The 20,800-nt window shown below is 56.8% G+C and carries 17 protein-coding genes and 2 tRNA genes; 13 read left to right on the forward strand and 6 right to left on the reverse strand.

Annotation, left to right across the window (positions count from 1 at the left end; all coding sequences use genetic code 11):
• Positions 1-212: 212 nt before the first annotated feature.
• Together RX972_RS27445 and RX972_RS27450 are read left to right on the forward strand one after the other, a co-directional pair.
• The gene (locus RX972_RS27445) at positions 213-1,928 is read left to right on the forward strand and encodes a proline--tRNA ligase (RefSeq protein ID WP_316880253.1); all 1,716 of its coding nucleotides are present in this window, start codon (positions 213-215) and stop codon (positions 1,926-1,928) included.
• 73 nt (positions 1,929-2,001) lie between these two features.
• On the forward strand, positions 2,002-2,955 hold the full coding sequence (locus RX972_RS27450; protein WP_255879546.1) for a hypothetical protein: 954 nt from the start codon (positions 2,002-2,004) through the stop codon (positions 2,953-2,955).
• A gap of 157 nt (positions 2,956-3,112) precedes the next feature.
• On the opposite strand, the gene dinB is transcribed toward RX972_RS27450, so the two are convergent.
• Entirely contained in the window at positions 3,113-4,174 is a 1,062-nt protein-coding gene (gene dinB / locus RX972_RS27455; RefSeq protein WP_122397205.1) for a DNA polymerase IV, read from the reverse strand.
• A 261-nt stretch (positions 4,175-4,435) separates the two neighbouring features.
• Here dinB and RX972_RS27460 point away from each other — a divergent pair.
• The 4 genes from RX972_RS27460 to RX972_RS27475 all read left to right on the forward strand — a co-directional run bounded on the left by RX972_RS27460 (position 4,436) and on the right by RX972_RS27475 (position 9,197).
• Positions 4,436-4,512: transfer RNA gene (locus RX972_RS27460), tRNA-Met, on the forward strand.
• Positions 4,513-4,816: 304 nt separating this feature from the next.
• A tRNA-Met gene (locus RX972_RS27465) sits at positions 4,817-4,893 on the forward strand.
• 327 nt (positions 4,894-5,220) lie between these two features.
• A complete protein-coding gene (mprF, locus tag RX972_RS27470; RefSeq protein WP_122397204.1) occupies positions 5,221-7,863 on the forward strand; it encodes a bifunctional lysylphosphatidylglycerol flippase/synthetase MprF in 2,643 nt (880 codons plus the stop codon).
• Positions 7,863-9,197 (forward strand): virulence factor family protein, encoded by a 1,335-nt coding sequence (locus RX972_RS27475; RefSeq protein WP_027898611.1) that lies wholly within the window; start codon positions 7,863-7,865, stop codon positions 9,195-9,197. The genes mprF and RX972_RS27475 overlap by 1 nt, the downstream gene beginning before the upstream one ends.
• Positions 9,198-9,352: 155 nt before the next feature.
• On the opposite strand, the gene RX972_RS27480 is transcribed toward RX972_RS27475, so the two are convergent.
• A complete protein-coding gene (locus RX972_RS27480) occupies positions 9,353-11,251 on the reverse strand; it encodes a potassium transporter Kup (RefSeq protein ID WP_316880259.1) in 1,899 nt (632 codons plus the stop codon).
• Between the two features lie 290 nt (positions 11,252-11,541).
• Between RX972_RS27480 and rimO the strand changes: the two genes are divergently transcribed.
• The 5 genes from rimO (at position 11,542) to tsaA (ending at position 16,038) form a co-directional block, all read left to right on the forward strand.
• On the forward strand, positions 11,542-12,885 hold the full coding sequence (rimO, locus tag RX972_RS27485) for a 30S ribosomal protein S12 methylthiotransferase RimO (RefSeq protein ID WP_099269061.1): 1,344 nt from the start codon (positions 11,542-11,544) through the stop codon (positions 12,883-12,885).
• A 373-nt stretch (positions 12,886-13,258) separates the two neighbouring features.
• Positions 13,259-13,711, forward strand: coding sequence for a GNAT family N-acetyltransferase (locus RX972_RS27490; protein WP_255877500.1), 453 nt, complete (start codon positions 13,259-13,261; stop codon positions 13,709-13,711).
• Between the two features lie 237 nt (positions 13,712-13,948).
• On the forward strand, positions 13,949-14,659 hold the full coding sequence (locus RX972_RS27495; RefSeq protein WP_027901803.1) for an rRNA pseudouridine synthase: 711 nt from the start codon (positions 13,949-13,951) through the stop codon (positions 14,657-14,659).
• Between the two features lie 66 nt (positions 14,660-14,725).
• On the forward strand, positions 14,726-15,187 hold the full coding sequence (locus RX972_RS27500) for a DUF1456 family protein (RefSeq protein WP_316880262.1): 462 nt from the start codon (positions 14,726-14,728) through the stop codon (positions 15,185-15,187).
• A 146-nt stretch (positions 15,188-15,333) separates the two neighbouring features.
• Positions 15,334-16,038 carry a tRNA (N6-threonylcarbamoyladenosine(37)-N6)-methyltransferase TrmO gene (gene tsaA / locus RX972_RS27505; protein WP_316880264.1) on the forward strand — a complete coding sequence of 235 codons (705 nt, stop codon included), beginning with the start codon at positions 15,334-15,336 and terminating at the stop codon, positions 16,036-16,038.
• A gap of 111 nt (positions 16,039-16,149) precedes the next feature.
• Here the strand turns inward: tsaA and fpr are convergent, their stop codons facing one another.
• Positions 16,150-16,929, reverse strand: coding sequence for a ferredoxin-NADP reductase (gene fpr, locus RX972_RS27510; protein WP_002554680.1), 780 nt, complete (start codon positions 16,927-16,929; stop codon positions 16,150-16,152).
• Positions 16,930-17,050: 121 nt separating this feature from the next.
• Here fpr and RX972_RS27515 point away from each other — a divergent pair, with 121 nt between their 5' ends.
• Positions 17,051-17,986, forward strand: coding sequence for a LysR family transcriptional regulator (locus tag RX972_RS27515; RefSeq protein WP_099270069.1), 936 nt, complete (start codon positions 17,051-17,053; stop codon positions 17,984-17,986).
• On the opposite strand, the gene RX972_RS27520 is transcribed toward RX972_RS27515, so the two are convergent.
• From RX972_RS27520 to RX972_RS27530, 3 genes are all read right to left on the reverse strand, one after another.
• Positions 17,983-18,348, reverse strand: a complete 366-nt coding sequence (locus tag RX972_RS27520; protein ID WP_099270068.1) for a diacylglycerol kinase — start codon at positions 18,346-18,348, stop codon at positions 17,983-17,985. The two genes, RX972_RS27515 and RX972_RS27520, sit on opposite strands and share 4 nt — an antisense overlap.
• Before the next feature lie 81 nt (positions 18,349-18,429).
• Positions 18,430-19,080 carry a response regulator transcription factor ErdR gene (erdR, locus tag RX972_RS27525; protein ID WP_027901808.1) on the reverse strand — a complete coding sequence of 217 codons (651 nt, stop codon included), beginning with the start codon at positions 19,078-19,080 and terminating at the stop codon, positions 18,430-18,432.
• 246 nt (positions 19,081-19,326) lie between these two features.
• Positions 19,327-20,037: a tRNA-uridine aminocarboxypropyltransferase gene (locus tag RX972_RS27530; protein ID WP_231665648.1), complete on the reverse strand. Its 711-nt coding sequence runs from the start codon at positions 20,035-20,037 to the stop codon at positions 19,327-19,329.
• Positions 20,038-20,274: 237 nt separating this feature from the next.
• Here RX972_RS27530 and RX972_RS27535 point away from each other — a divergent pair, with 237 nt between their 5' ends.
• Positions 20,275-20,685, forward strand: coding sequence for a quorum-sensing-regulated virulence factor family protein (locus RX972_RS27535; protein WP_316880341.1), 411 nt, complete (start codon positions 20,275-20,277; stop codon positions 20,683-20,685).
• Positions 20,686-20,800: the final 115 nt, after the last annotated feature.

The following is a 20,800-nucleotide window of genomic DNA, read 5'->3' on the forward strand; positions in this document are numbered from 1 at the left end:
AAGGACGGTGAAGATTTCTAAAACCCGGTACCCAGTGGACCGTAAGGCTGCTCCGCTTAAGTGAACAGCATTACGGCTTAGGCCGGGCTTTTTCATACATGGACGAATCTGATTTCGCTGCAATCCTGAGGCGGTCGCGGCCTGTACGAGACTAGACACTGTCCGTACAATGCCCAGTCATTTCCAGTCTCAGCAACCGACAACGGCCAACCATGCGCACCAGTCAATTTTTGCTCGCCACACAGAAAGAAACCCCTTCCGATGCGGTCGTGATCAGCCACCAGCTCATGCTGCGTGCGGGCATGATTCGCAAACTTGCTTCCGGTCTGTACACGTGGCTGCCCATGGGCTTGCGCGTATTACGCAAGGTCGAAGCCATCGTTCGTGAAGAAATGAACGCTGCTGGCGCACTGGAAGTACTGATGCCTGGTATCCAGCCCGCCGAGTTGTGGCAAGAATCCGGCCGCTGGGAACAGTACGGTCCTGAACTGATGCGCCTGACTGACCGGCACAACCGTGAATTCTGTCTGGGCCCGACTCACGAAGAAGTCATCACCGATCTGGCCCGTAACGAGCTCAACAGCTATAAACAGCTGCCGATCAATCTGTACCAGATCCAGACCAAATTCCGCGACGAAATTCGCCCGCGCTTCGGTCTGATGCGTGGCCGCGAGTTCGTCATGAAAGACGCCTACTCGTTCCATGCTGATCACGCTTCATTGCAGATCACCTACGATCGCATGCATCTGGCTTACTGCAACGTGTTCTCGCGTCTGGGCCTGAAATTCCGCCCGGTTGAAGCCGATAACGGCTCAATAGGTGGTGCAGGCTCGCACGAGTTCCACGTACTGGCCGAATCTGGCGAAGACGATATCGTGTTCAGCAATGGCTCCGATTACGCTGCGAACATTGAAAAAGCCGAAGCCGTACCACGCGAAACCAGCCGTGGCGCTGCAACTGAAGAGCTGCGCCTGATCGACACACCTGACGCCAAGACCATTGCGCAACTGGTGGAAGGCTTCAACCTGCCGATCGAGAAGACCATCAAGACCCTGGTGGTACACGCCGCAGAAGAAGGCAAGCTGATTGCCTTGATCATTCGTGGCGACCACGAACTGAACGAAATCAAAGCCGCCAAACTTGAGCAGGTTGCGAGCCCTCTGGTCATGGCTTCCGAAGCCGAACTGCGCGCTGCAATTGGCGCCGGTGCTGGATCCCTCGGCCCGCTGAATCTGCCGCTGCCTTGCATCATCGACCGTTCGGTTGAACTGATGAGCGACTTCGCCATTGGTGCAAACATCGACGACAAGCACTACTTCGGCGTCAACTGGGAACGCGACCTGCCGGTTCCGGCCGTCGCCGATCTGCGTAACGTTGTTGCTGGCGACCCTAGCCCGGATGGCAAAGGCACCCTCGAAATCAAACGCGGCATCGAGGTCGGCCACATCTTCCAGTTGGGCACCAAGTACAGCGAAGCCATGAAATGTCAGGTACTGGGCGAGAACGGCAAGCCGGTGAACCTGTCCATGGGCTGCTACGGCATTGGTGTGTCCCGCGTGGTTGCTGCTGCCATTGAGCAGAACAGCGACGATAACGGCATTATCTGGAATGACACCCTGGCGCCCTTCCAGATCGCTCTGGTTCCGCTGCGCTACGAAACTGACGCAGTCCGCGAAGCGACCGACAAGCTGTACGCCGAACTGACCGCCGCAGGTTTCGAAGTACTGCTCGATGATCGCGACAAGAAAACCAGTCCTGGCAACAAGTTTGCCGACATGGAGCTGATTGGTATACCGCATCGTATCGTCGTCAGTGATCGCGGCCTTGCCGAAGGTAACCTGGAATACAAGAGCCGGACCGAGTCCGAAGCCCAGGCCCTGCCGGTTGCCGAGGTACTGTCCTTCATCCAGGGCCGCGTAAGTCGCTGAGTCCTGATAGCGCCCATCGAAAGATGGGCGCTATCGTTTTAGCAACGACGCGCCTTAATTCGCAAGAGATCTCATGTTCAAGCGATCCCCTTTCAGCCTGGGCTGCGTGCTGTTTTGCGCTACCTTGGTCAGCGGCTGCGCCAATCAGCTGTCGCAACGCAGCGAGCACGAAGAACGCATCGAGCGCAAACTGCTCTCGCACAGCGTCCAGATCGACCTCGGCGAGCCCAAAACCCTTGAGCTGCCGCAACGGCGTGTGCGTATTCACGAGCAGCGGACCTTTGAGGTCACCGAATTTGAAGTGACTCGTCATTACGACCGTTACACGCCCTATCAGCCCTGGCGGGAAATCTACGAGATTCCCTTGGGCGCAGTGGCCGTTGTCGCGGGCGTCGGTGCCAACGTGGTCAATGTCTTCGCCTTGGGCCGCCTACCGGATAGCGTGACCAAAGACTGGATCAACTACGGTGTCGCCGGGCTCAACCCTTTCATGAACGCCCCCTCTCACGGGCGCGCTCAGCAAAATCTGGCGGGTATCAACGAAGTACAGCAGGACAAGAGAATCGAAAACACGACACTGCCGTGGAATGAACGCCCGGTAACGGTCAAGGCCGGATCCCAAATTCACGAACTGATGACCGATCGCAATGGCGTCTTGCGCCTGAGCCTGCTGGATAGCCCGTTTGCTGAACAGGATTTGAGTCATGTCACCCGCCTGTATCTGAGCGTCGAGGATGATCAGGACAACACCCACGCTAATGCAGACCTGGTGGTCAGCAGTAGCTTGCGCGGAAAATTGATCGAAGCTCATGGGCTGATTTATGACGACCTGGAAGATGACGAGGTCAGCCAGTGGGTTTACCGGGTCAAGCGCCTTTCTGATCTAGGACTTGAAGAGGAAGCCAGTGACCTCGAACAAAGTCTGATTGAAATGACCCGGGACGATCCGCAGCTGCAGCGCGAATTCCTGAAATCGCTGGCCAAGGATGCGGGCAGACTGGTAGCAGATCCCGGCGCGGAAAAGTGACCTGAAACGCTGTGTTTTTCTGTAGGAGCTGCCGAAGGCTGCGAAGCATTTATCCTGACACACCGCCTTCGCAGCCTTCGCAGCCTTCGGCAGCTCCTACGAGTCAGAAGTTTGTTTCGAAAAAGAGCGCGGTGCCAGGAAGCTTTCAAAAGTCCGATCAGCGCGCAAACAGCTCCAACTGCTCATGTGCTTTTCGCAAATCATGCAAACGCACACCAATCCCCAGCAAACGGACCGGCTTGCCGCCCCGGGCAAATGCCTGCGTGAGCAGATGCTCGAAGCTGTCCAGATCCCGACCAATCCCTGCCTGCTCAAGTGTCGTCTGGGTGAAATCGTGAAACTTCACCTTCACGAACGGTTTGCCAGGCCGGTATTGCCCCTCCATCCGCTCTATTCGCCCGTTCAAGGTTTCGAGCAGCTCAGGGAGCTTTTTCAGGCAACTGACCAGATCCGGAAGATCAGTGTCGTAGGTATTTTCCACGCTCACGGACTGACGCCTGCTGTCATTCTGGACGGGACGCTCATCTATACCGCGAGCCAGCCCCCACAAACGCTCGCCGAACGAACCAAACTCTCGCACCAGCGCCAGCTTTTTCCAGTCGCGCAGATCAGTACAACTGACAATCCCCAGCTTTCCCAACTTGTCGGCAGTCACCTTGCCGACACCGTGCAGCTTGTTGACGGGTAATTGCGCAACAAAATCTTCGACCTGATCCGGGGTAATCACAAACAAGCCGTTGGGCTTCTTCCAGTCGCTGGCAATCTTGGCCAGAAACTTGTTAGGCGCAACACCGGCCGACACCGTGATATGCAGCTGTTTAGAGACACGGCGCCTAATGTCCTGCGCAATACGCGTCGCACTGCCGGAAAAATGACTGGCGTCGGACACATCGAGGTACGCCTCATCCAGCGACAAAGGCTCAATGAGGTCGGTGTAGTCACGGAAGATGGTCTGGATTTCTTTGGATGCTTCTTTATAGGCATCCATTCTCGGCTTGACGATGGTGAGGTCAGGGCAAAGCTTCAACGCGTGCCGCGACGACATGGCCGAGCGCACACCATAAGCGCGGGCTTCGTAATTGCAGGTCGCAATGACTCCTCGTCTGTCCGCAGAACCACCCACTGCAAGCGGCTTGTCCGCCAGTCGAGGGTCATCACGCATTTCGATGGCTGCATAAAAGCAATCACAGTCAACATGGATGATTTTTCGCTGCGTCATGTAGGCATTATGCGGGAGGCGTGGCGGGTCAGTATCTCACTCGTATCGACATGTGACATCTCATGATGCGCACACCCGAGAAAATTTGATGTATTTGCTTCGCTATTCGATCCCCCCGACATTGCATGACAGGCCCGTACAGCGGGGCCTACAGCTTGTCCGGACGGTCAGTGAACAGCGCTAACCGATTGAAGGAAAAGCAATTTCCGAAAATTAGCCATTGACAGCCCGGCGTTCCTCTGTAGAATGCCGCCACACAGACGCGGGATGGAGCAGTCTGGTAGCTCGTCGGGCTCATAACCCGAAGGTCGTCGGTTCAAATCCGGCTCCCGCAACCAAACATCAAAAAAGGCTACTCGAAAGAGTGGCCTTTTTTGTGCGTGTCGTTTGAGGACGGTCCGAAAACAACTGCATGAGCTTACGAGCATTTGTCTGAAAAACCGCCATCACTGCCTCGCGGTGCCGTGAGCGCCTACAGAAAAAGGTCAATCCGAAAGGCTGTAACCTCATGGAACGTGACGAGCAAAAATCTTTACCCGTCCGGCACTTAAATCTCCAACCACTCAATTCAAGCTTATTTGCCGACTTTCCACATTAAAGGTTGACACCTCGTCGTTCGGCTGTAGAATGCCGCCACACAGACGCGGGATGGAGCAGTCTGGTAGCTCGTCGGGCTCATAACCCGAAGGTCGTCGGTTCAAATCCGGCTCCCGCAACCAAACATCAAAAAAGGCTACTCGAAAGAGTGGCCTTTTTTGTGCACACCTAAAAAACAGGCCAACCCGTTGGCTGGAAAGCAATTTTCCCTTCCCCTCCCCGCAGCACACCCTCTCGTTGTAACGTAACATTACAAAACCCGACAGTTTTGCAGCCCTCTGCCGATAGCTGTTTAATAGCTGAACTGTTGCTGAACAGCTCCATGAACGAACAGGCTCCATTCGCTCGTTAGACGATGACGCGCTAACATCTCGAAATATTTTTTGCGTAGGGATTGGTAACTTGGCTGTATACCTCCATTCTGTCGCGCACGATCCAAGGAGTGATTGATGCGCGCCAACCCGTCAGAACCGAACGAAGCAGTTACGGCGAATCAACCCATCCAACCTGCCCGCCTCCAATGGCTGGAGTTGTTGAGTAAATATCGCCAGCCCATAGGCCTGGGCGTTACGTTGCTGCTATTTGCCGTGGCCTTGATTGCTTGCCGACACATGTTGAGCGAGCTTGATCTCTATGCATTGCAGGATTCATTGCTGAGTGTGCCTGCCGCGTCTCTGGCAGGTGCCCTGCTGGCCACGGTGATCGGCTTCATTATTCTGCTGGGCTATGAATGGTCTGCCAGTCGTTACGCCGGGGTTGATCTTCCCAACAAAACCCTCGCCATGGGCGGTTTCACAGCCTTCGCCATTGGTAACGCCGTAGGCCTGTCGATGCTGTCGGGCGGTTCGGTGCGCTATCGACTGTACTCCCGCAAAGGTATCGGCGCCGTCGAAGTAGCCCGTATGACGCTGTTTGCCAGCCTGTCTCTAGGCTGCGCCCTGCCACCGCTAGCGGCACTGGCAACCCTGAGCAATCTGTCCGGAGCATCGTTGGCCCTGCATACCCCGGTAGACGTGCTGGCGGGCATCGCTATTGGCGTACTCGTGCTGACCGCTGTGCTGGCCATCGCAATCTATCGCCGCCGACTGCCCGAGCAGACCATCCCGCATACCCTGCTGGTGCGTGCCGGACGCCGCACTCTGCGCCTTCCCGGCGTACGCCTGACGTTGATGCAACTGGTGATTACGGCACTGGACGTTGCGGCTGCTGCGACTGTTCTCTATCTCCTGCTGCCACAATCCCCACCTTTCGGTGCATTTGTGCTGGTTTATCTGCTGGCCCTCGCGGCTGGCGTGCTTAGCCATGTACCCGGTGGCGTGGGAGTTTTCGAGGCCATCCTGCTCGCCGCATTCGCCAACGAGCTTGGCGCTGCGCCGCTGGCTGCAGCGTTGCTGCTGTATCGGATGATTTACGTCGTCCTGCCACTGTTACTGGCGTGTCTGGTGCTGCTGTTTACTGAAGGTCAGCGGTTGCTGCCAACCAAACAAGCGATGCGCGTCGCTTCGGGTCTGGCGGCACCGATTCTGGCGCTGCTGGTATTCCTTTCCGGCGTCGTGTTGCTGTTCTCTGGCGCAACCCCTGAAATCGATACACGTCTGGAAGACCTGGGATTCCTTATCCCGCATCGGCTGATCAACCTTTCGCACTTTGGCGCCAGCCTGATTGGCGTCCTGTGCCTGCTGCTGGCTCAAGGGCTGCGCCGTCGCCTCTCGGCCGCATGGATGCTGACGGTCATCCTGCTACTGGCAGGTGCAGCACTGTCGATGCTCAAAGGCTTCGATTATGAAGAAGCCACACTGCTGATCCTGACCGCAGCGTTGCTGGCTATCTTCCGCCGTTCTTTCTACCGCCCGAGCCGTCTGCTGGAGCTGCCCTTCTCGCCGCTGTATCTGGTAGCGACCCTGTGCGTGTTGGGCGCTTCATTCTGGCTGCTGCTGTTCGCCTATCAGGACGTGCCCTACAGCCACCAGTTGTGGTGGCAGTTCACTCTGGACGCGGATGCTCCTCGCGGGTTGCGTTCCGCATTGGGCAGCGCCGTCTTGCTGATCATTATTTCCCTGACCTGGCTACTGCGCACTGCGCGCCCGGTCATCAAGCTGCCAGACGCATCGGAGCTGGCCAAAGCCGCCGAGATCGTCAATGCATCGTCGCAGCCTGACGGCGGGCTGGTGCTGACCGGCGACAAGGCTGTCCTGCTGCACCCTCAAGGCAATGCATTTCTGATGTACGCCCATCGGGGCCGCAGCCTGGTGGCCCTCTATGATCCGATCGGCCCAACCCAACAGCGCGCCGAGCTGATCTGGCAATTCCGTGACCTGTGTGACGTTCACCACGCCCGGCCAGTGTTCTATCAAGTGCGCGCAGAAAATCTGCCGTTCTATATGGACATCGGTCTGACGGCGATCAAGCTGGGTGAAGAAGCACGCGTCAACTTGCTGCGCTTTGATATCGAAGCCAAGGGCAAGGAAATGAAAGACCTGCGCTACACCTGGAATCGTGGTGGGCGTGACGGTTTGTCACTGGAGATCTATGAAGCCGGTCAGGCACCGCTGGAGGAGCTGAAAATCATCTCCGACGCCTGGCTTACCGGCAAGAATGTCCGTGAAAAAGGCTTCTCGCTGGGTCGTTTCAGCCCTGAATACCTCAAGCATTTCCGTATCGCGATCATCCACTTCGAGGGCAAGCCGGTGGCATTCGCCAACCTGCTGGAGACGTCGCGTCGAGACCTTGCCAGCCTGGACCTGATGCGCGCTCACCCTGATGCACCGAAGCTGACCATGGAGTTCATGATGGTCGGGCTGATTCTGTATTACAAAGAACACGGCTACGAACGCTTCAGCCTGGGCATGGTGCCGCTGTCGGGCTTGCAACCGCGCCGTGGCGCGCCTCTGACCCAGCGCCTGGGTTCGATGGTGTTCCGTCGCGGCGAGCAGCTCTACAACTTCCAGGGTCTGCGTCGCTTCAAAGACAAATTCCAGCCTGACTGGGAACCTCGCTATATGGCCGTGCCCGCCGGACTCGATCCGCTGGTGGCACTGGCTGACACCGCTGCCCTGATTGCGGGCGGCCTGACTGGATTGGTGAAACGCTGATGATTCAACGCTACCGGCGCATTTTGCTCGCAGCACTGCTGTTTGTTGTGGTTCTGATTCTCGGGGTATGGCTGTGGAGCCGCCCCGCCCCACCGGCAACACTGGACCGTTCAACATTGACCGACGGCTCGGCCCTGACCACTGTCACACCGGGCACCCGAGCCAAGGTTCGTGTCGCACTGGCAGTCACCGCAGACGACTTGCTGTCGGACAAACAACTGCAGGCGCTGAGCCAGGATGCCTCTGCCCGAATCATTCAGGTCGTACTGCCCAAAGCAGACTGCACATTGCAGCAGAAGACCTTCAACGAGGCGCTTGGCAAACTCGATGAAGCGCCGACCGTTGTGGCCGGTATCGGCCCAGGAGCAACCCTCGCGTGGCGCTGGCTCGCCGGGCAGAACAACGACAAGGCGGAGGCCATTTCAGTAGGCTTCTATCTGGAAGTACCTTCTCAGCCGGTCAAGGCGCTTGAGCCCGACGAGACCCCACCGGTGATCTGTGACGTGCCGCTGCCCAAAACCGCGCCACACGGTCACTGGATGGTGGCGTGGAACGATGCTCCGGACGATGAACCTGCAGCATTCGTCCGTGATCAGGCCAACGCCGATACCAGCATCAGCGATTACGACATCAAGCTGCCACAAGTCCTCAACAGCGAGCTGCGCCGCAAGCTGGTCGGCGAAGACGACAAAGGCGGCGGTCTGGGTATCCCTGTAGTGGAAGTGCCCGCAGCTCAACCCTCGGACACCGTGACGCTGTTCCTGTCCGGCGATGGTGGCTGGCGTGATCTGGACAAAGTTGTTGCCGGGGACATGGCCGGCATGGGCTATCCAGTGGTCGGCATCGACGTGCTGCGTTATTACTGGGAACACAAGTCCCCTGAGCAGACCGCAGCTGACCTGACCGAGCTGATGCAGCACTACCGTCAGAAATGGGGTGCCAAGCGTTTTATTCTGGCGGGTTACTCGTTCGGCGCAGATGTACTGCCAGCGGTTTATAACCGCTTGGCGCAAGAAGATCAGGACCGAGTCGACGGCATGATTCTGCTGGCTTTCGCACGCACTGGCAGTTTCGAGATTCGCGTCGATGGCTGGCTGGGTGCAGCAGGCAAGGATCTGCAGACGGGTCCGGAAATGGCGAAATTGCCGGGCGACAAAGTGCTCTGCGTGTATGGCGTGGAAGAGATCAAGGAGAGCGGCTGTACTGATACCACGGCTGTTGGCGAGAAACTGCAACTGCCTGGGGGCCACCACTTCGACGAAAACTATCCGGCTCTGGCCAAGCGCTTGATTGCTTTCATCAACAAGCGTCAGGGCAAGACCACAGCGCAGTAAGTCGCTTTAAGGCAACACAAAAAAATCCCCGTCAGCTGTGAGGCTGCGGGGATTTTTTTTGTTTTGGCTAATGCCTGTCTTGATAGCTACAACGTCATCGCGGGCAAGCGCGCTCCTACAACTGCAACGCAATCTTGCCCTTTGCTTACCGCGCCCTACATTTCAACCTGCGTCCCCAGCTCGATAACCCGGTTGAACGGCAACTTGAAGAAGCGCAGATTGCCGTTGGCGTTCTTTAACATGAAGGCAAACAGCGCCTCACGCCATCGGGCCATTCCTACAATCTTCGAAGGGATCACCGTTTCGCGACTCAGGAAATAAGTCGTGCGCATTGGGCTGAAATCCAGCTCTTCCAAGTGACACAGGGCCAGTGCAGCGGGCACATCCGGTTCATCAATGAAGCCGAAGTGCAGGATCACTCGATAGAACCCTTCGCCATAAGCCTCGACTTCAAAACGCTGATGCGCTGGCACACGAGGCGTGTCCTCATAGACCACCGTCAGCAACACCACCTGCTCGTGCAGCACCTGGTTGTGCAGCATGTTGTGCAACAGCGCATGCGGAACGGCATCACTGCGAGCAGTCAGGAACACCGCTGTGCCCTGAACCCGGTGCGGCGGCTGAACACGGATACTGCTGATGAAAATCGGCAGCGGCAGCCCGCCCTCGTCGATACGCTCCACCAGCAGTTGCTTACCGCGCTTCCAGGTGGTCATCAGGATAAACAACACCACCCCGGCAATGACCGGGAACGCGCCACCCTGAATGACTTTCGGCACGTTGGCAGCGAAGAACAGACCGTCCACCAACAGCAGCGCCAACAACAGCGGTACCGCCAAAATGGCAGGCCACTTCCACTGCAGCAGCATGACTGACGACACAAGAATAGTGGTGCAGAGCATGGTCCCGGTCACTGCAACGCCATAGGCCGAGGCCAGCGCGCCAGAAGACTCGAATCCCAGAACCAGCAGAATCACACCGACCATCAACGACCAGTTCACCGCGCCGATGTAGATCTGGCCCTGGGCGTCACTGGACGTGTGCTGAATGTGCATACGCGGGATATAACCGAGCTGAATCGCCTGCAAGGTCATGGAGAACGCGCCGGAAATCACCGCTTGTGAGGCGATTACCGTCGCCAGCGTCGACAGCCCGATCAGCGGCAGCAAAGCCCAACCGGGTGCCAACAGATAGAAAGGGTTACGTGCCGCTTCGGGATTTTCCAGAACCAGCGCGCCCTGACCGAAATAGTTGAGCACCAGCGCGGGAAGCACCAGCGCAAACCAGGCACGAGCAATCGGCTTGCGACCAAAATGGCCCATGTCGGCGTACAGCGCTTCGGCACCGGTCAGCGCCAACACCACTGCACCGAGGATTGCGACGCCGATGCCTGGATGAACGATAAAGAAGCGCACGGCCCACACCGGGTTCATGGCGTGCAGCACTTCCGGCTGATGCGCAATGCCATTGATCCCCAACAGCCCAAGCACGACAAACCAGGTGACCATCACTGGCCCGAACAAAACGCCGATACGCGCAGTGCCATGACGCTGAATCAAAAACAGCGCAACCAGCACCACCAGCGCCATCGGCACTACCCAGTGATCGATACCATCAAAGGCCAGCTCCAACCCTTCCATGGCCGACAGCACCGAGATCGCCGGGGTAATCATGCTGTCCCCGTAAAACAGCGCGGCACCGAACAGACCGAAAACGACCATGGTCATTTGCAGTTTCGGATACTGGGTGGTGGCCCGACGCGCCAGGGCGGTAAGCGCCATGATGCCGCCCTCGCCCTGGTTATCGGCTCGCAGGATGAACGCCATGTATTTGAAGGAAACGACCCAGATCAGTGACCAGAAGATCAGCGACAGAATGCCGAGTACGGCGTCATGGGTGACGTCTACGCCATAACCGCCCTGAAACACCTCTTTCAAGGTGTACAGCGGGCTGGTGCCGATATCGCCGTAAACCACACCAACCGCGGCGATCAACAGCGCGAAGGGTTTTGACACTGGATGTCCGGTTCCAGCCTGACTGTTTGCTTGACTCATTTACCACTCCTGAAACCTGGGTTTGAACCGCAAAAGCACACGACAGTGCTCAGACTCACCCATACAGATTGCGTGCTGGTGGCTACGCAAAAACCAGACATATTTCGTAACGACGCGAAGCATAGCGCAGCACTCGTCGTAATTCTCTGCATAACACTGGTCAATCGCCGGGCTGATCGCTAGAATTGCGCACTTTTTGATCAGAGGCGCACGAATCCTGTCCGGGATACCAGCGCCCAGCTGTTGCCTCGGCTAAATGCCGAAGCCCACATCTCCGCCGAGGTTAGTCAATGTCCACCGTCACCACGCCATCCGCTCCCAAGGTCGGGTTCGTCAGTCTGGGTTGCCCAAAAGCTTTGGTTGACTCCGAACGCATCCTCACCCAACTGCGCATGGAAGGCTACGAAGTCGTGCCGACTTATCAGGACGCCGATGTTGTTGTGGTCAACACCTGCGGCTTCATCGACGCGGCCAAGGCTGAATCGCTGGAAGTGATTGGCGACGCCATCAAAGAAAACGGCAAAGTCATCGTCACCGGTTGCATGGGTGTTGATGAAAGCGTGATCCGTGACGTGCACCCAAGCGTGCTGTCCGTTACTGGCCCGCAGCAGTATGAGCAAGTGGTCAACGCTGTGCACGATGCCGCGCCGCCAAAGCTTGATCACAACCCGCTGATCGATCTGGTACCGCCACAAGGCGTCAAGCTGACCCCGCGCCACTACGCATACCTGAAAATTTCCGAAGGCTGCAATCACAGTTGCAGCTTCTGCATTATTCCGTCGATGCGCGGCAAGCTGGTCAGCCGCCCGGTGGGCGATGTGCTCGACGAAGCACAGCGTCTGGTCAAATCCGGCGTGAAAGAACTGCTGGTGATCTCTCAGGACACCAGTGCCTACGGTGTCGACATCAAGTACCGCACCGGCTTCTGGAATGGCGCTCCGGTCAAGACACGCATGACCGAGCTGTGCCAGGCCCTCAGCACCATGGGCGTCTGGGTCCGTCTGCACTACGTTTATCCGTATCCGCACGTTGACGAGCTGATTCCACTGATGGCAGCCGGGAAAATCCTGCCGTATCTGGATATCCCCTTCCAGCACGCCAGCCCGAAAGTCCTTAAGCTGATGAAGCGCCCGGCTTTCGAAGACAAGACCCTGGCCCGCATCAAGAACTGGCGCGAACAGTGCCCGGACCTGATCATCCGCTCCACCTTCATCGTTGGCTTCCCAGGCGAAACCGAAGAAGACTTCCAATACCTGCTGGACTGGCTGACCGAAGCGCAACTGGATCGCGTAGGTTGCTTCCAGTACTCGCCGGTTGAGGGCGCGCCGGCCAACCTGCTGGACGCGGCCATTGTGCCGGACGACGTCAAACAGGATCGCTGGGACCGCTTCATGGCGCACCAACAGGCCATCAGCGCAGCTCGCCTGCAAATGAAAATCGGCCGGGAAATCGAAGTGCTGATTGACGAGGTTGACGAGCAAGGCGCCGTAGGCCGCTGCTTCTTCGACGCACCGGAAATTGACGGCAACGTGTTCATCGCTCTGGATGAGAACAGCACCCTCAAGCCAGGCGACAAAGTGATGTGCCGCGTCACCGACGCAGACGAATACGACCTTTGGGCCGAGACGCTCTGACCCTCCGTTGAGCTGATGCAACAAAACAGCCCTGCCCTTCAAACGGCGGGGCTTTTTTTGCCTTCGAAGGGGCTAAGCTAGTCCGTGTGCACTGCCTTCTATCGAACAGAATGTAATCTTTTAAGTGAAATGCATTTTTTGTAGAAGATCGCCACGTGCCCTGACACTGCGCTGTCTCAAACCAAATATTGAACCTGAGCGCACGAGCACCGCGAGGCCGCGATAGCGGTGTATCAGACAGACCGCCATCCCTGCCTCGCGGTGCTCGTGAGTTCCTACAGAAAAGCATTCCATATCAGATACTTGTAGTTTTTTTGATGAGCGATAGCGACGTGTCAGAAACACAATGCGATCTTCAATGGAGCCAAACCCCATGCAACATCCGGCGATTTCCAGCGCGGATAAAAATGACTATCCGCAACTGATTCAGGTCTGGGAAAGCGCCGTCCGCGCGAGCCATGACTTTTTGCCAGAAGCTTACATAGTGCAGCTTAGAGAGCTGTTGCTGACCCGCTATCTGGATACCGTGACGCTGTTCTGCACCCGGGATTCGCACCTGAACATCACGGGCTTTGCTGGCGTCAGCATCGGCAAGCTGGAGATGCTGTTCATTGAGGCCGACCATCGCGGCCAAGGGCTAGGCAAACAGCTACTGGATTACAGCATCAAACACTTCAGGATCCGCGAGCTGGACGTCAACGAACAGAACCCACAAGCATTGGGCTTTTACCTCAAGCAGGGCTTCGAAGTAATCAACCGTTCGGAAGTGGACGGGCTTGGGCATCCTTATCCGATGTTGCGGATGAGGCTGGAGCAGCGGCTTTGATACCAGCCCCCCCCTCTTGTAGGAGCTGCCGAAGGCTGCGATTGGGGTGTATCTGGGGGGATGCAATCGCAGCCTCCGGCAGCTCCTACAAGAATGCATTCCAGCATTTTGTTTGATGGGAGCTGCTTTAGCCGCGAGGGCCGCGACCCGATTACACACCATTTGCAATGTTGCCGCGATTAACCTGGCGGGCACGGGTACAATGTCGGCCTTTCTCCCACGTAACGGCTTTTTTTCATGTCAGAACCCATCCGCCTCTCCAAACGCCTGATCGAACTCACCGGCTGCTCCCGCCGGGAGGCTGAGCTGTATATCGAAGGCGGCTGGGTCACCGTGGACGGTAAAGTCATCGATGAACCGCAGTACAAGGTTGATACCGAAACCGTCGTACTTGATCGCGAAGCCAAGGCCGATGCGCCCGAGCCGGTGACCATCATTTTCCACAAACCGGCCGCCCTCAGCGAAGCCGATGCGCTGGCACTGATTACCCCTGCCACCCTCTCGGAAGAACACAGCTTTGGTAAACGTCCGCTCAAAGGGCACTTTCTGCGTCTTGAACCCATCTCGACCCTGCAGGCCAATGCCAGCGGCCTGATGGTGTTCAGCCAGGACTGGAAAATCCTGCGCAAACTCACCGATGACCGCAGCAAGATCGAGCAAGAGTACGTGGTGGAAATCTCCGGCGAGATGGTCGCCCACGGCCTCAACCGTCTCAATCACGGCATGACTTACAAGGGCACAGAACTGCCCAAGGTCAAAGCCAGCTGGCAGAGCGAGAACCGCCTGCGTTTCGCGATGAAAAACCCTCAGCCTGGCGTTATCGCCCAAATGTGCGAGGCCGTGGGCCTGAAGATCGTTTCAGTCCGCCGTATCCGCATTGGCGGCGTGTCCATGGGCAAGCTGCCCGAAGGCCAATGGCGCTACATGACTTCCAAAGAGAAGTTCTAAATTCAGTTCAATGCTGCATGACCCGCTCATGCAACGTGACCCCAGCCTTATCAGGATTTACGCATCATGATGAACAACGACGTATTGCGCAGCGTGCGCTACATGCTTGATATCAGCGACGGCAAGATTGTCGACATCACAAAGCTTGGCGGAATGGAAATTTCCAAGGCTGATGTCATCGCTTTCACCAAGAAGGAAGAGGAAGAAGGCTATCTGAATTGCAGCGATGAAATCATGGCGCACTTCCTGGATGGTCTGGTGACCTTCAAGCGCGGCAAGGACGAGAGCCGTCCGCCTCAGCCAGTCGAACTGCCCGTCACCAACAACACCGTGCTGAAGAAACTGCGCGTTGCCTTCGAGCTTAAAGAAGAAGACATGCACGCCATTCTCAAGTCAGTGGAATTTCCGGTATCCAAGCCTGAACTGAGCGCTCTGTTCCGCAAATTCGGTCACAGCAACTACCGTACGTGTGGCGACCAGTTGCTGCGCAACTTCCTCAAGGGCCTGACCCTGCGGGTTCGCGGTTGATCCATTTTCTACTGCCGCGTAGAAAACCTGTGGGAGCGAATTCATTCGCGAATAAGGCCTTCAGTACCATCGAGATGTATTGGATGTACCGGCCCTTTCGCGAATAAATTCGCTCCCACGGTCAAACTTCAATTCAGACACATCTTATGACTGACTCCTACACCGTCTCCCCCATCGGCTTCGTCCGCTCCTGCTTCAAGGAGAAGTTCGCCATTCCGCGCCAGCCACAACTGGCGCCAGCGGCCCGCGGCGTGCTGGAACTGGTCGCGCCGTTCGATCAGGGGGATGCGGTGCAAGGTCTGGAGCAGGTCAGTCATGTCTGGTTGCTGTTCCTCTTTCATCTGGCGCTGGAAGAAAAGACACGCCTGAAAGTACGCCCCCCGAGACTGGGCGGTAATCAGTCGATGGGCGTATTCGCGACCCGCGCTACCCATCGTCCAAATGGCATCGGCCAGTCGGTGGTCAAACTGGACAAAGTCGAAGCCGGGCGTCTGTATTTGTCGGGCATCGACCTGCTGGACGGCACGCCAGTATTGGACATCAAGCCCTACGTGCCTTACGCCGACAACGTGCCGAGTGCGACCAACGCTATTGCGAGCGCGGCCCCTGAACTTATTCCAGTGGATTGGGAAGCGTCAGCCTTGAAGCAGGCTCACGAGCACGGCTCGCGTCTCGATGAGCCTCTGATCGAGTTGATCGAGCAATGCCTGGCGCAGGATCCTCGCCCCGCCTATCAGACACCGACTCCGGAACGCCGCTACGGTGCGCAGTTCTGGGATCTGGACGTACGCTGGCACTATCCCGAGCCGGGTGTCATCAAGGTGCTCGAAGTCGTGCTGGCGAACGCCTGATCAGGCCATTTATCTGGCCCACAAAAAAACCGCCCGGTCCGTGACCCCCAGGCGGTTTTCTTGTCACATCAGCGGAATGTGCGAACACATCCCACCCCGTAATTTCAGCGCTTACTTCTCGACAAATGCACGCTCGATCAGATAATCGCCCGGCTCACGCATACGCGGAGAAACCGTCAGACCGAAGCTGTTGAGCACTTCGCTGGTTTCATCGAGCATGCTTGGGCTACCGCAAAGCATGGCGCGGTCGTCCTGAGGGTTGATCGGTGGCAGCCCGATGTCGCTGAACAACTTGCCGCTACGCATCAGGTCAGTCAAACGACCTTCGTTCTCGAACGGCTCGCGCGTAACAGTTGGGTAGTAGATCAGCTTGTCGCGCAGTGCTTCGCCGAAGAACTCGTTCTGTGGCAGGTGTTCGGTGATGAATTCGCGGTAAGCGACTTCGTTCACGTAACGCACGCCATGACACAGAATGACTTTCTCGAAGCGCTCGTAGGTTTCAGGGTCCTGAATGACGCTCATGAACGGCGCCAGACCGGTACCGGTGCTGAGCAGGTAAAGATGCTTGCCCGGCTTGAGGTCGTCGAGTACCAGCGTGCCTGTAGGCTTTTTGCTGATGATGATCTCGTCGCCTTCCTTCAAGTGCTGAAGCTGCGAAGTCAGGGGACCGTCAGGCACTTTGATGCTGAAAAATTCGAGATGCTCTTCCCAGTTCGGGCTGGCGATGGAATAGGCGCGCATGAGCGGGCGACCGTTTGGCTGCTGCAGACCAATCATGACGAACTGACCGTTCTCGAAACGCAGACCTGGATCGCGGGTGCACTTGAAACTGAAGAGTGTGTCGTTCCAGTGGTGGACGCTTAGAACACGCTCGTGGTTCATGTTGCTCATTGACGTGAAAACTCCTGAAATTCGCTTGCGCCGGGGAGGAACGCTATTGCGCAGTATTCTAGTGGGAAGCACAATATCTGTTAAATGAATTATTAAGATATGGGTAATCGGTTATATAGATATGCGATTTACTTTACGTCAACTTCAGGTTTTTGTAGCCGTCGCCCAGCAGGAAAGCGTTTCCCGTGCGGCGATCCTTCTGTCGCTATCGCAATCGGCGGCCAGTACCTCCATCACCGAACTGGAGCGCCAGTCCAGTTGCCAGCTGTTTGATCGTGCCGGCAAACGTCTTAGCCTGAATGCCACCGGACGGCAGTTGCTCCCCAAGGCGGTTGCCCTGCTGGACCAGGCAAAAGAGATCGAAGACCTGCTCAATGGCAAGTCCGGCTTCGGCTCACTGGCGGTGGGCGCCACCCTGACCATTGGCAACTATCTGGCGACGCTGTTGATCGGCAGCTTTATGCAGCGTCACCCGGAAAGCCAGGTCAAACTGCATGTGCAGAACACCGCGCACATCGTGCAGCAAGTTGCCCACTACGAAATTGACCTAGGTCTGATCGAGGGTGATTGCACTCATCCTGACATTGAGGTGCAGCGCTGGGTCGAAGACGAACTGGTGGTGTTCTGCGCGCCTCAGCATCCGCTGGCCAAACGCGGGCACGCCAGCCTGGAAGAGTTGACTGGAGAAGCGTGGATTCTGCGCGAGCAAGGTTCAGGCACACGCCTGACGTTTGATCAGGCGATGCGTCATCATCGTAATGCACTGAATGTGCGTCTGGAGCTTGAACACACCGAAGCCATCAAACGTGCCGTGGAATCGGGTCTGGGTATTGGCTGCATTTCCCGACTGGCGCTCAGGGATGCAATTCGGCGCGGCAGTCTGGTGGCGGTGGAAACACCGGAACTGGACCTGTCCCGAGAGTTTTACTTCATCTGGCACAAGCAGAAGTATCAAACCTCTGCCATGCGTGAGTTTCTCGACCTGTGTCGGTCATTGACCGAAGGGGTGCAACGCAGTGACGAAATCGTGCTGCCGAGCATGTACCCGGTGACTTAACCGAACAGAATCAACAACCAGACTGCGGCGATCATGGTCAGCGAGACCATCTGGGCCGCACTGCCCATGTCCTTGGCATTTTTCGAAAGCGGATGCAAGTCCAGCGAGATGCGGTCGATGGCTGCTTCGACCGCCGAATTAAGCAGCTCAACGATCAACGCCAGCAGACAGACCGCGATCAACAGTGCCCGCTCGCCTTTGCTGACGTCGACTATTAATGCCAGCGGCACAAGGACCACATTGAGAAGCACCAGTTGCCGGAATGCAGCTTCACCCTTGAAAGCGGCAGACAGGCCATCGAACGAATAACCGGCGGCATTCAGGATACGTTTCAGGCCCGTTTGGCCTTTGAAAGGAGACATAGATAGGCTGCTGTGCAAAAAAGATGATGGAAGCTAATTCAGGACAGATCAAAAATATGTGAACGCCTGTAGCGCTCTGGATTATCCGTTCGGGGAAATGGATTCCAGCTGTTGCAGAAGCAACGCAGCCTGGGTCCGGGTACGGACTCCCAGCTTGCGGAATATCGCGGTGACATGGGCCTTGATCGTAGCTTCAGACACGGTCAGCTCATAGGCAATCTGCTTGTTCAGCAATCCCTCACAGACCATTGTCAGAACCCTGAACTGCTGAGGCGTCAAACTGGCCAGGCCAGCACTCGCAGCTTTGGCTTCGTCAGAAACACTGACGGTTTCATTGACCTGAGGCGGCCACCAGACATCGCCTTCAAGAACCGTGCGTACCGCCTTCTGAATAGTCTCCAATGGGCTCGACTTGGGAATGAAACCACTGGCACCAAACTCCCGGGACCTGACGACAATCGCAGCTTCTTCCTGCGCCGAAACCATTACCACCGGTATTTGCGGATATTGCCCGCGCAGCAGCACCAGACCGGAAAAGCCATAAGCGCCCGGCATGTTCAAATCCAGCAACACCAGATCCCAGTCGGATTTTTCACCCAGGCAGGCTTCCAGCTGAGCAATGCTATCGGCTTCCACCAGCCTCACGTCCGGGCCAAGGCCAAGGCTTAACGCCTGATGCAACGCGCTGCGAAACAGCGGATGGTCATCGGCAATCAGGATTTCGTAAGTCATGGGGTGTTCCTGTACTGATTAAGTGAGCGCCGATCCATTCAGCACCCAGCACGGCATGGGCAGATGCCAGCAAACGTTTGTTGCAACAACACGCAGCCCCAGCCAGTCCTGCAAAAAACAAGCATCCGGCGCTTTGTGCGGCGCCAGCATGCCCAGCGAAACCGGGGTGGTCAAGCATTAACCCGGTAGCCAACGGCCGTTATTGTGCGCTCATCTGCGGGTAACTCGCAGTGCGACATCATCCGGTCAGAGAAAAGCCTTCAGGTGAGTATGGGACACATCATCTGAATCGATGGCTTTTTGATACTTCGCACCCAGGTAGTGGGCAGTAAATACATCCAGATAGGCATCCAGCACACCACTGGCCTGCGTATCACCCGCCAGCTCAAGACACAATGCAGCCACTTCGGCGGTGCAGAAATGATCGTCACGTTTGGAGCGTCGCAGGCGGTAGCGGGACATCTGTTCCGGCTCAAGGCTGAGCACCGGAAAACGTTCAAGGTAAGGGCTTTTGCGAAACATCTTCCGCGCTTCGGTCCAGGTTGCATCCAGCAGGATAAACAGCGGACGCTTGCCCTCCTCCTGAACGACCTGATTGACCACTCGCTCCGGGGCGACAAACTCTCCGGGGAAAACGATATAGGGCTGCCATTGGGGATCATCCAGCAACGCCAGTAATTGCTCGTCGACGTCGATGCGTGACCAGCCGAATGCATGGGTATCGTCGATCACATCGGCAATCAGCCAGCCGGTGTTCGTTGGCTTCAGCGGCTCGGTGTCATACATCAACAGGCACATCGCCGATTTTGCAGCCACACTTGGCTTCCATCCGCACAGACAGTATTCGGGGATGACCCGACACTGATTGCAGCGGGGCGCGCGCGACCCACGAGCAATAAACGGCTTGGTACTCTGCGCCAGTCGGCGGTCGCGCAGGCGAGAAACGGCGTGACTCATGAAGGCATGCGTCGATGAATGGAAAGCGTGAACACTGGAGTAACTCGGCGGGCTGAATAGTCCGCGCAGTTTATCAGAGCGGTGCCCCATCCGGCCCGCACTGTCGATGGATGAATCGCTTTCACTGCGCGTCATCCTTATACTTCCCACCATTCATGCGCATCCAGCCCTGCTGCCTGCTGAACATACGTCCAAGTCACCGGTCCAACGGGCCAGTCACTGAATCAGGAGAATTTAATGCTGCGCCTTACCGTCCCTACTCTTACGCTGCTGCTCGCCGTCCCGTTCTTCGCCCAGGCGGCGTCGAAGCAGGATTTCGAATTGAGCAAAATGCTCGAAAAAGTTGCGAAGGAAAGCAGCGTCGGCACGCCACGGGCTATCAATGAGGACATTCTTGATCAGGGCTACACGGTTGATGGTAACCAGTTGATCAATCATTTGAGTGTTCGCGAAGGCCAGGCCCAGCAAATGCGCGCCAATCCCGATGCGGTCCGCAACCAGTTGGGCAGCAGTGTTTGTCATAACAACGGCTATCGCCAGTTGATGACCAAAGGTGCTGTGCTGAAGTATCAATTCACCGAGTACAAGACCAACCGCCCGGTGACCAGCCAGGTCTTCAAGGCTAGCGACTGCTCGGTCAAGAAGTAAGGACGTACTCAGTTTCGTCCTGAGGACGCTGACATGTAGGAGCCGGGCTTGCCCTAATGCCAGTCAGTTAAGGAATTGACTTGTCCGTCCACCGAGAATAAAAAACGGGCTCCGT

This window comes from Pseudomonas syringae group sp. J309-1 (assembly GCF_032582135.1).
Lineage (GTDB): Bacteria > Pseudomonadota > Gammaproteobacteria > Pseudomonadales > Pseudomonadaceae > Aquipseudomonas > Aquipseudomonas quasicaspiana.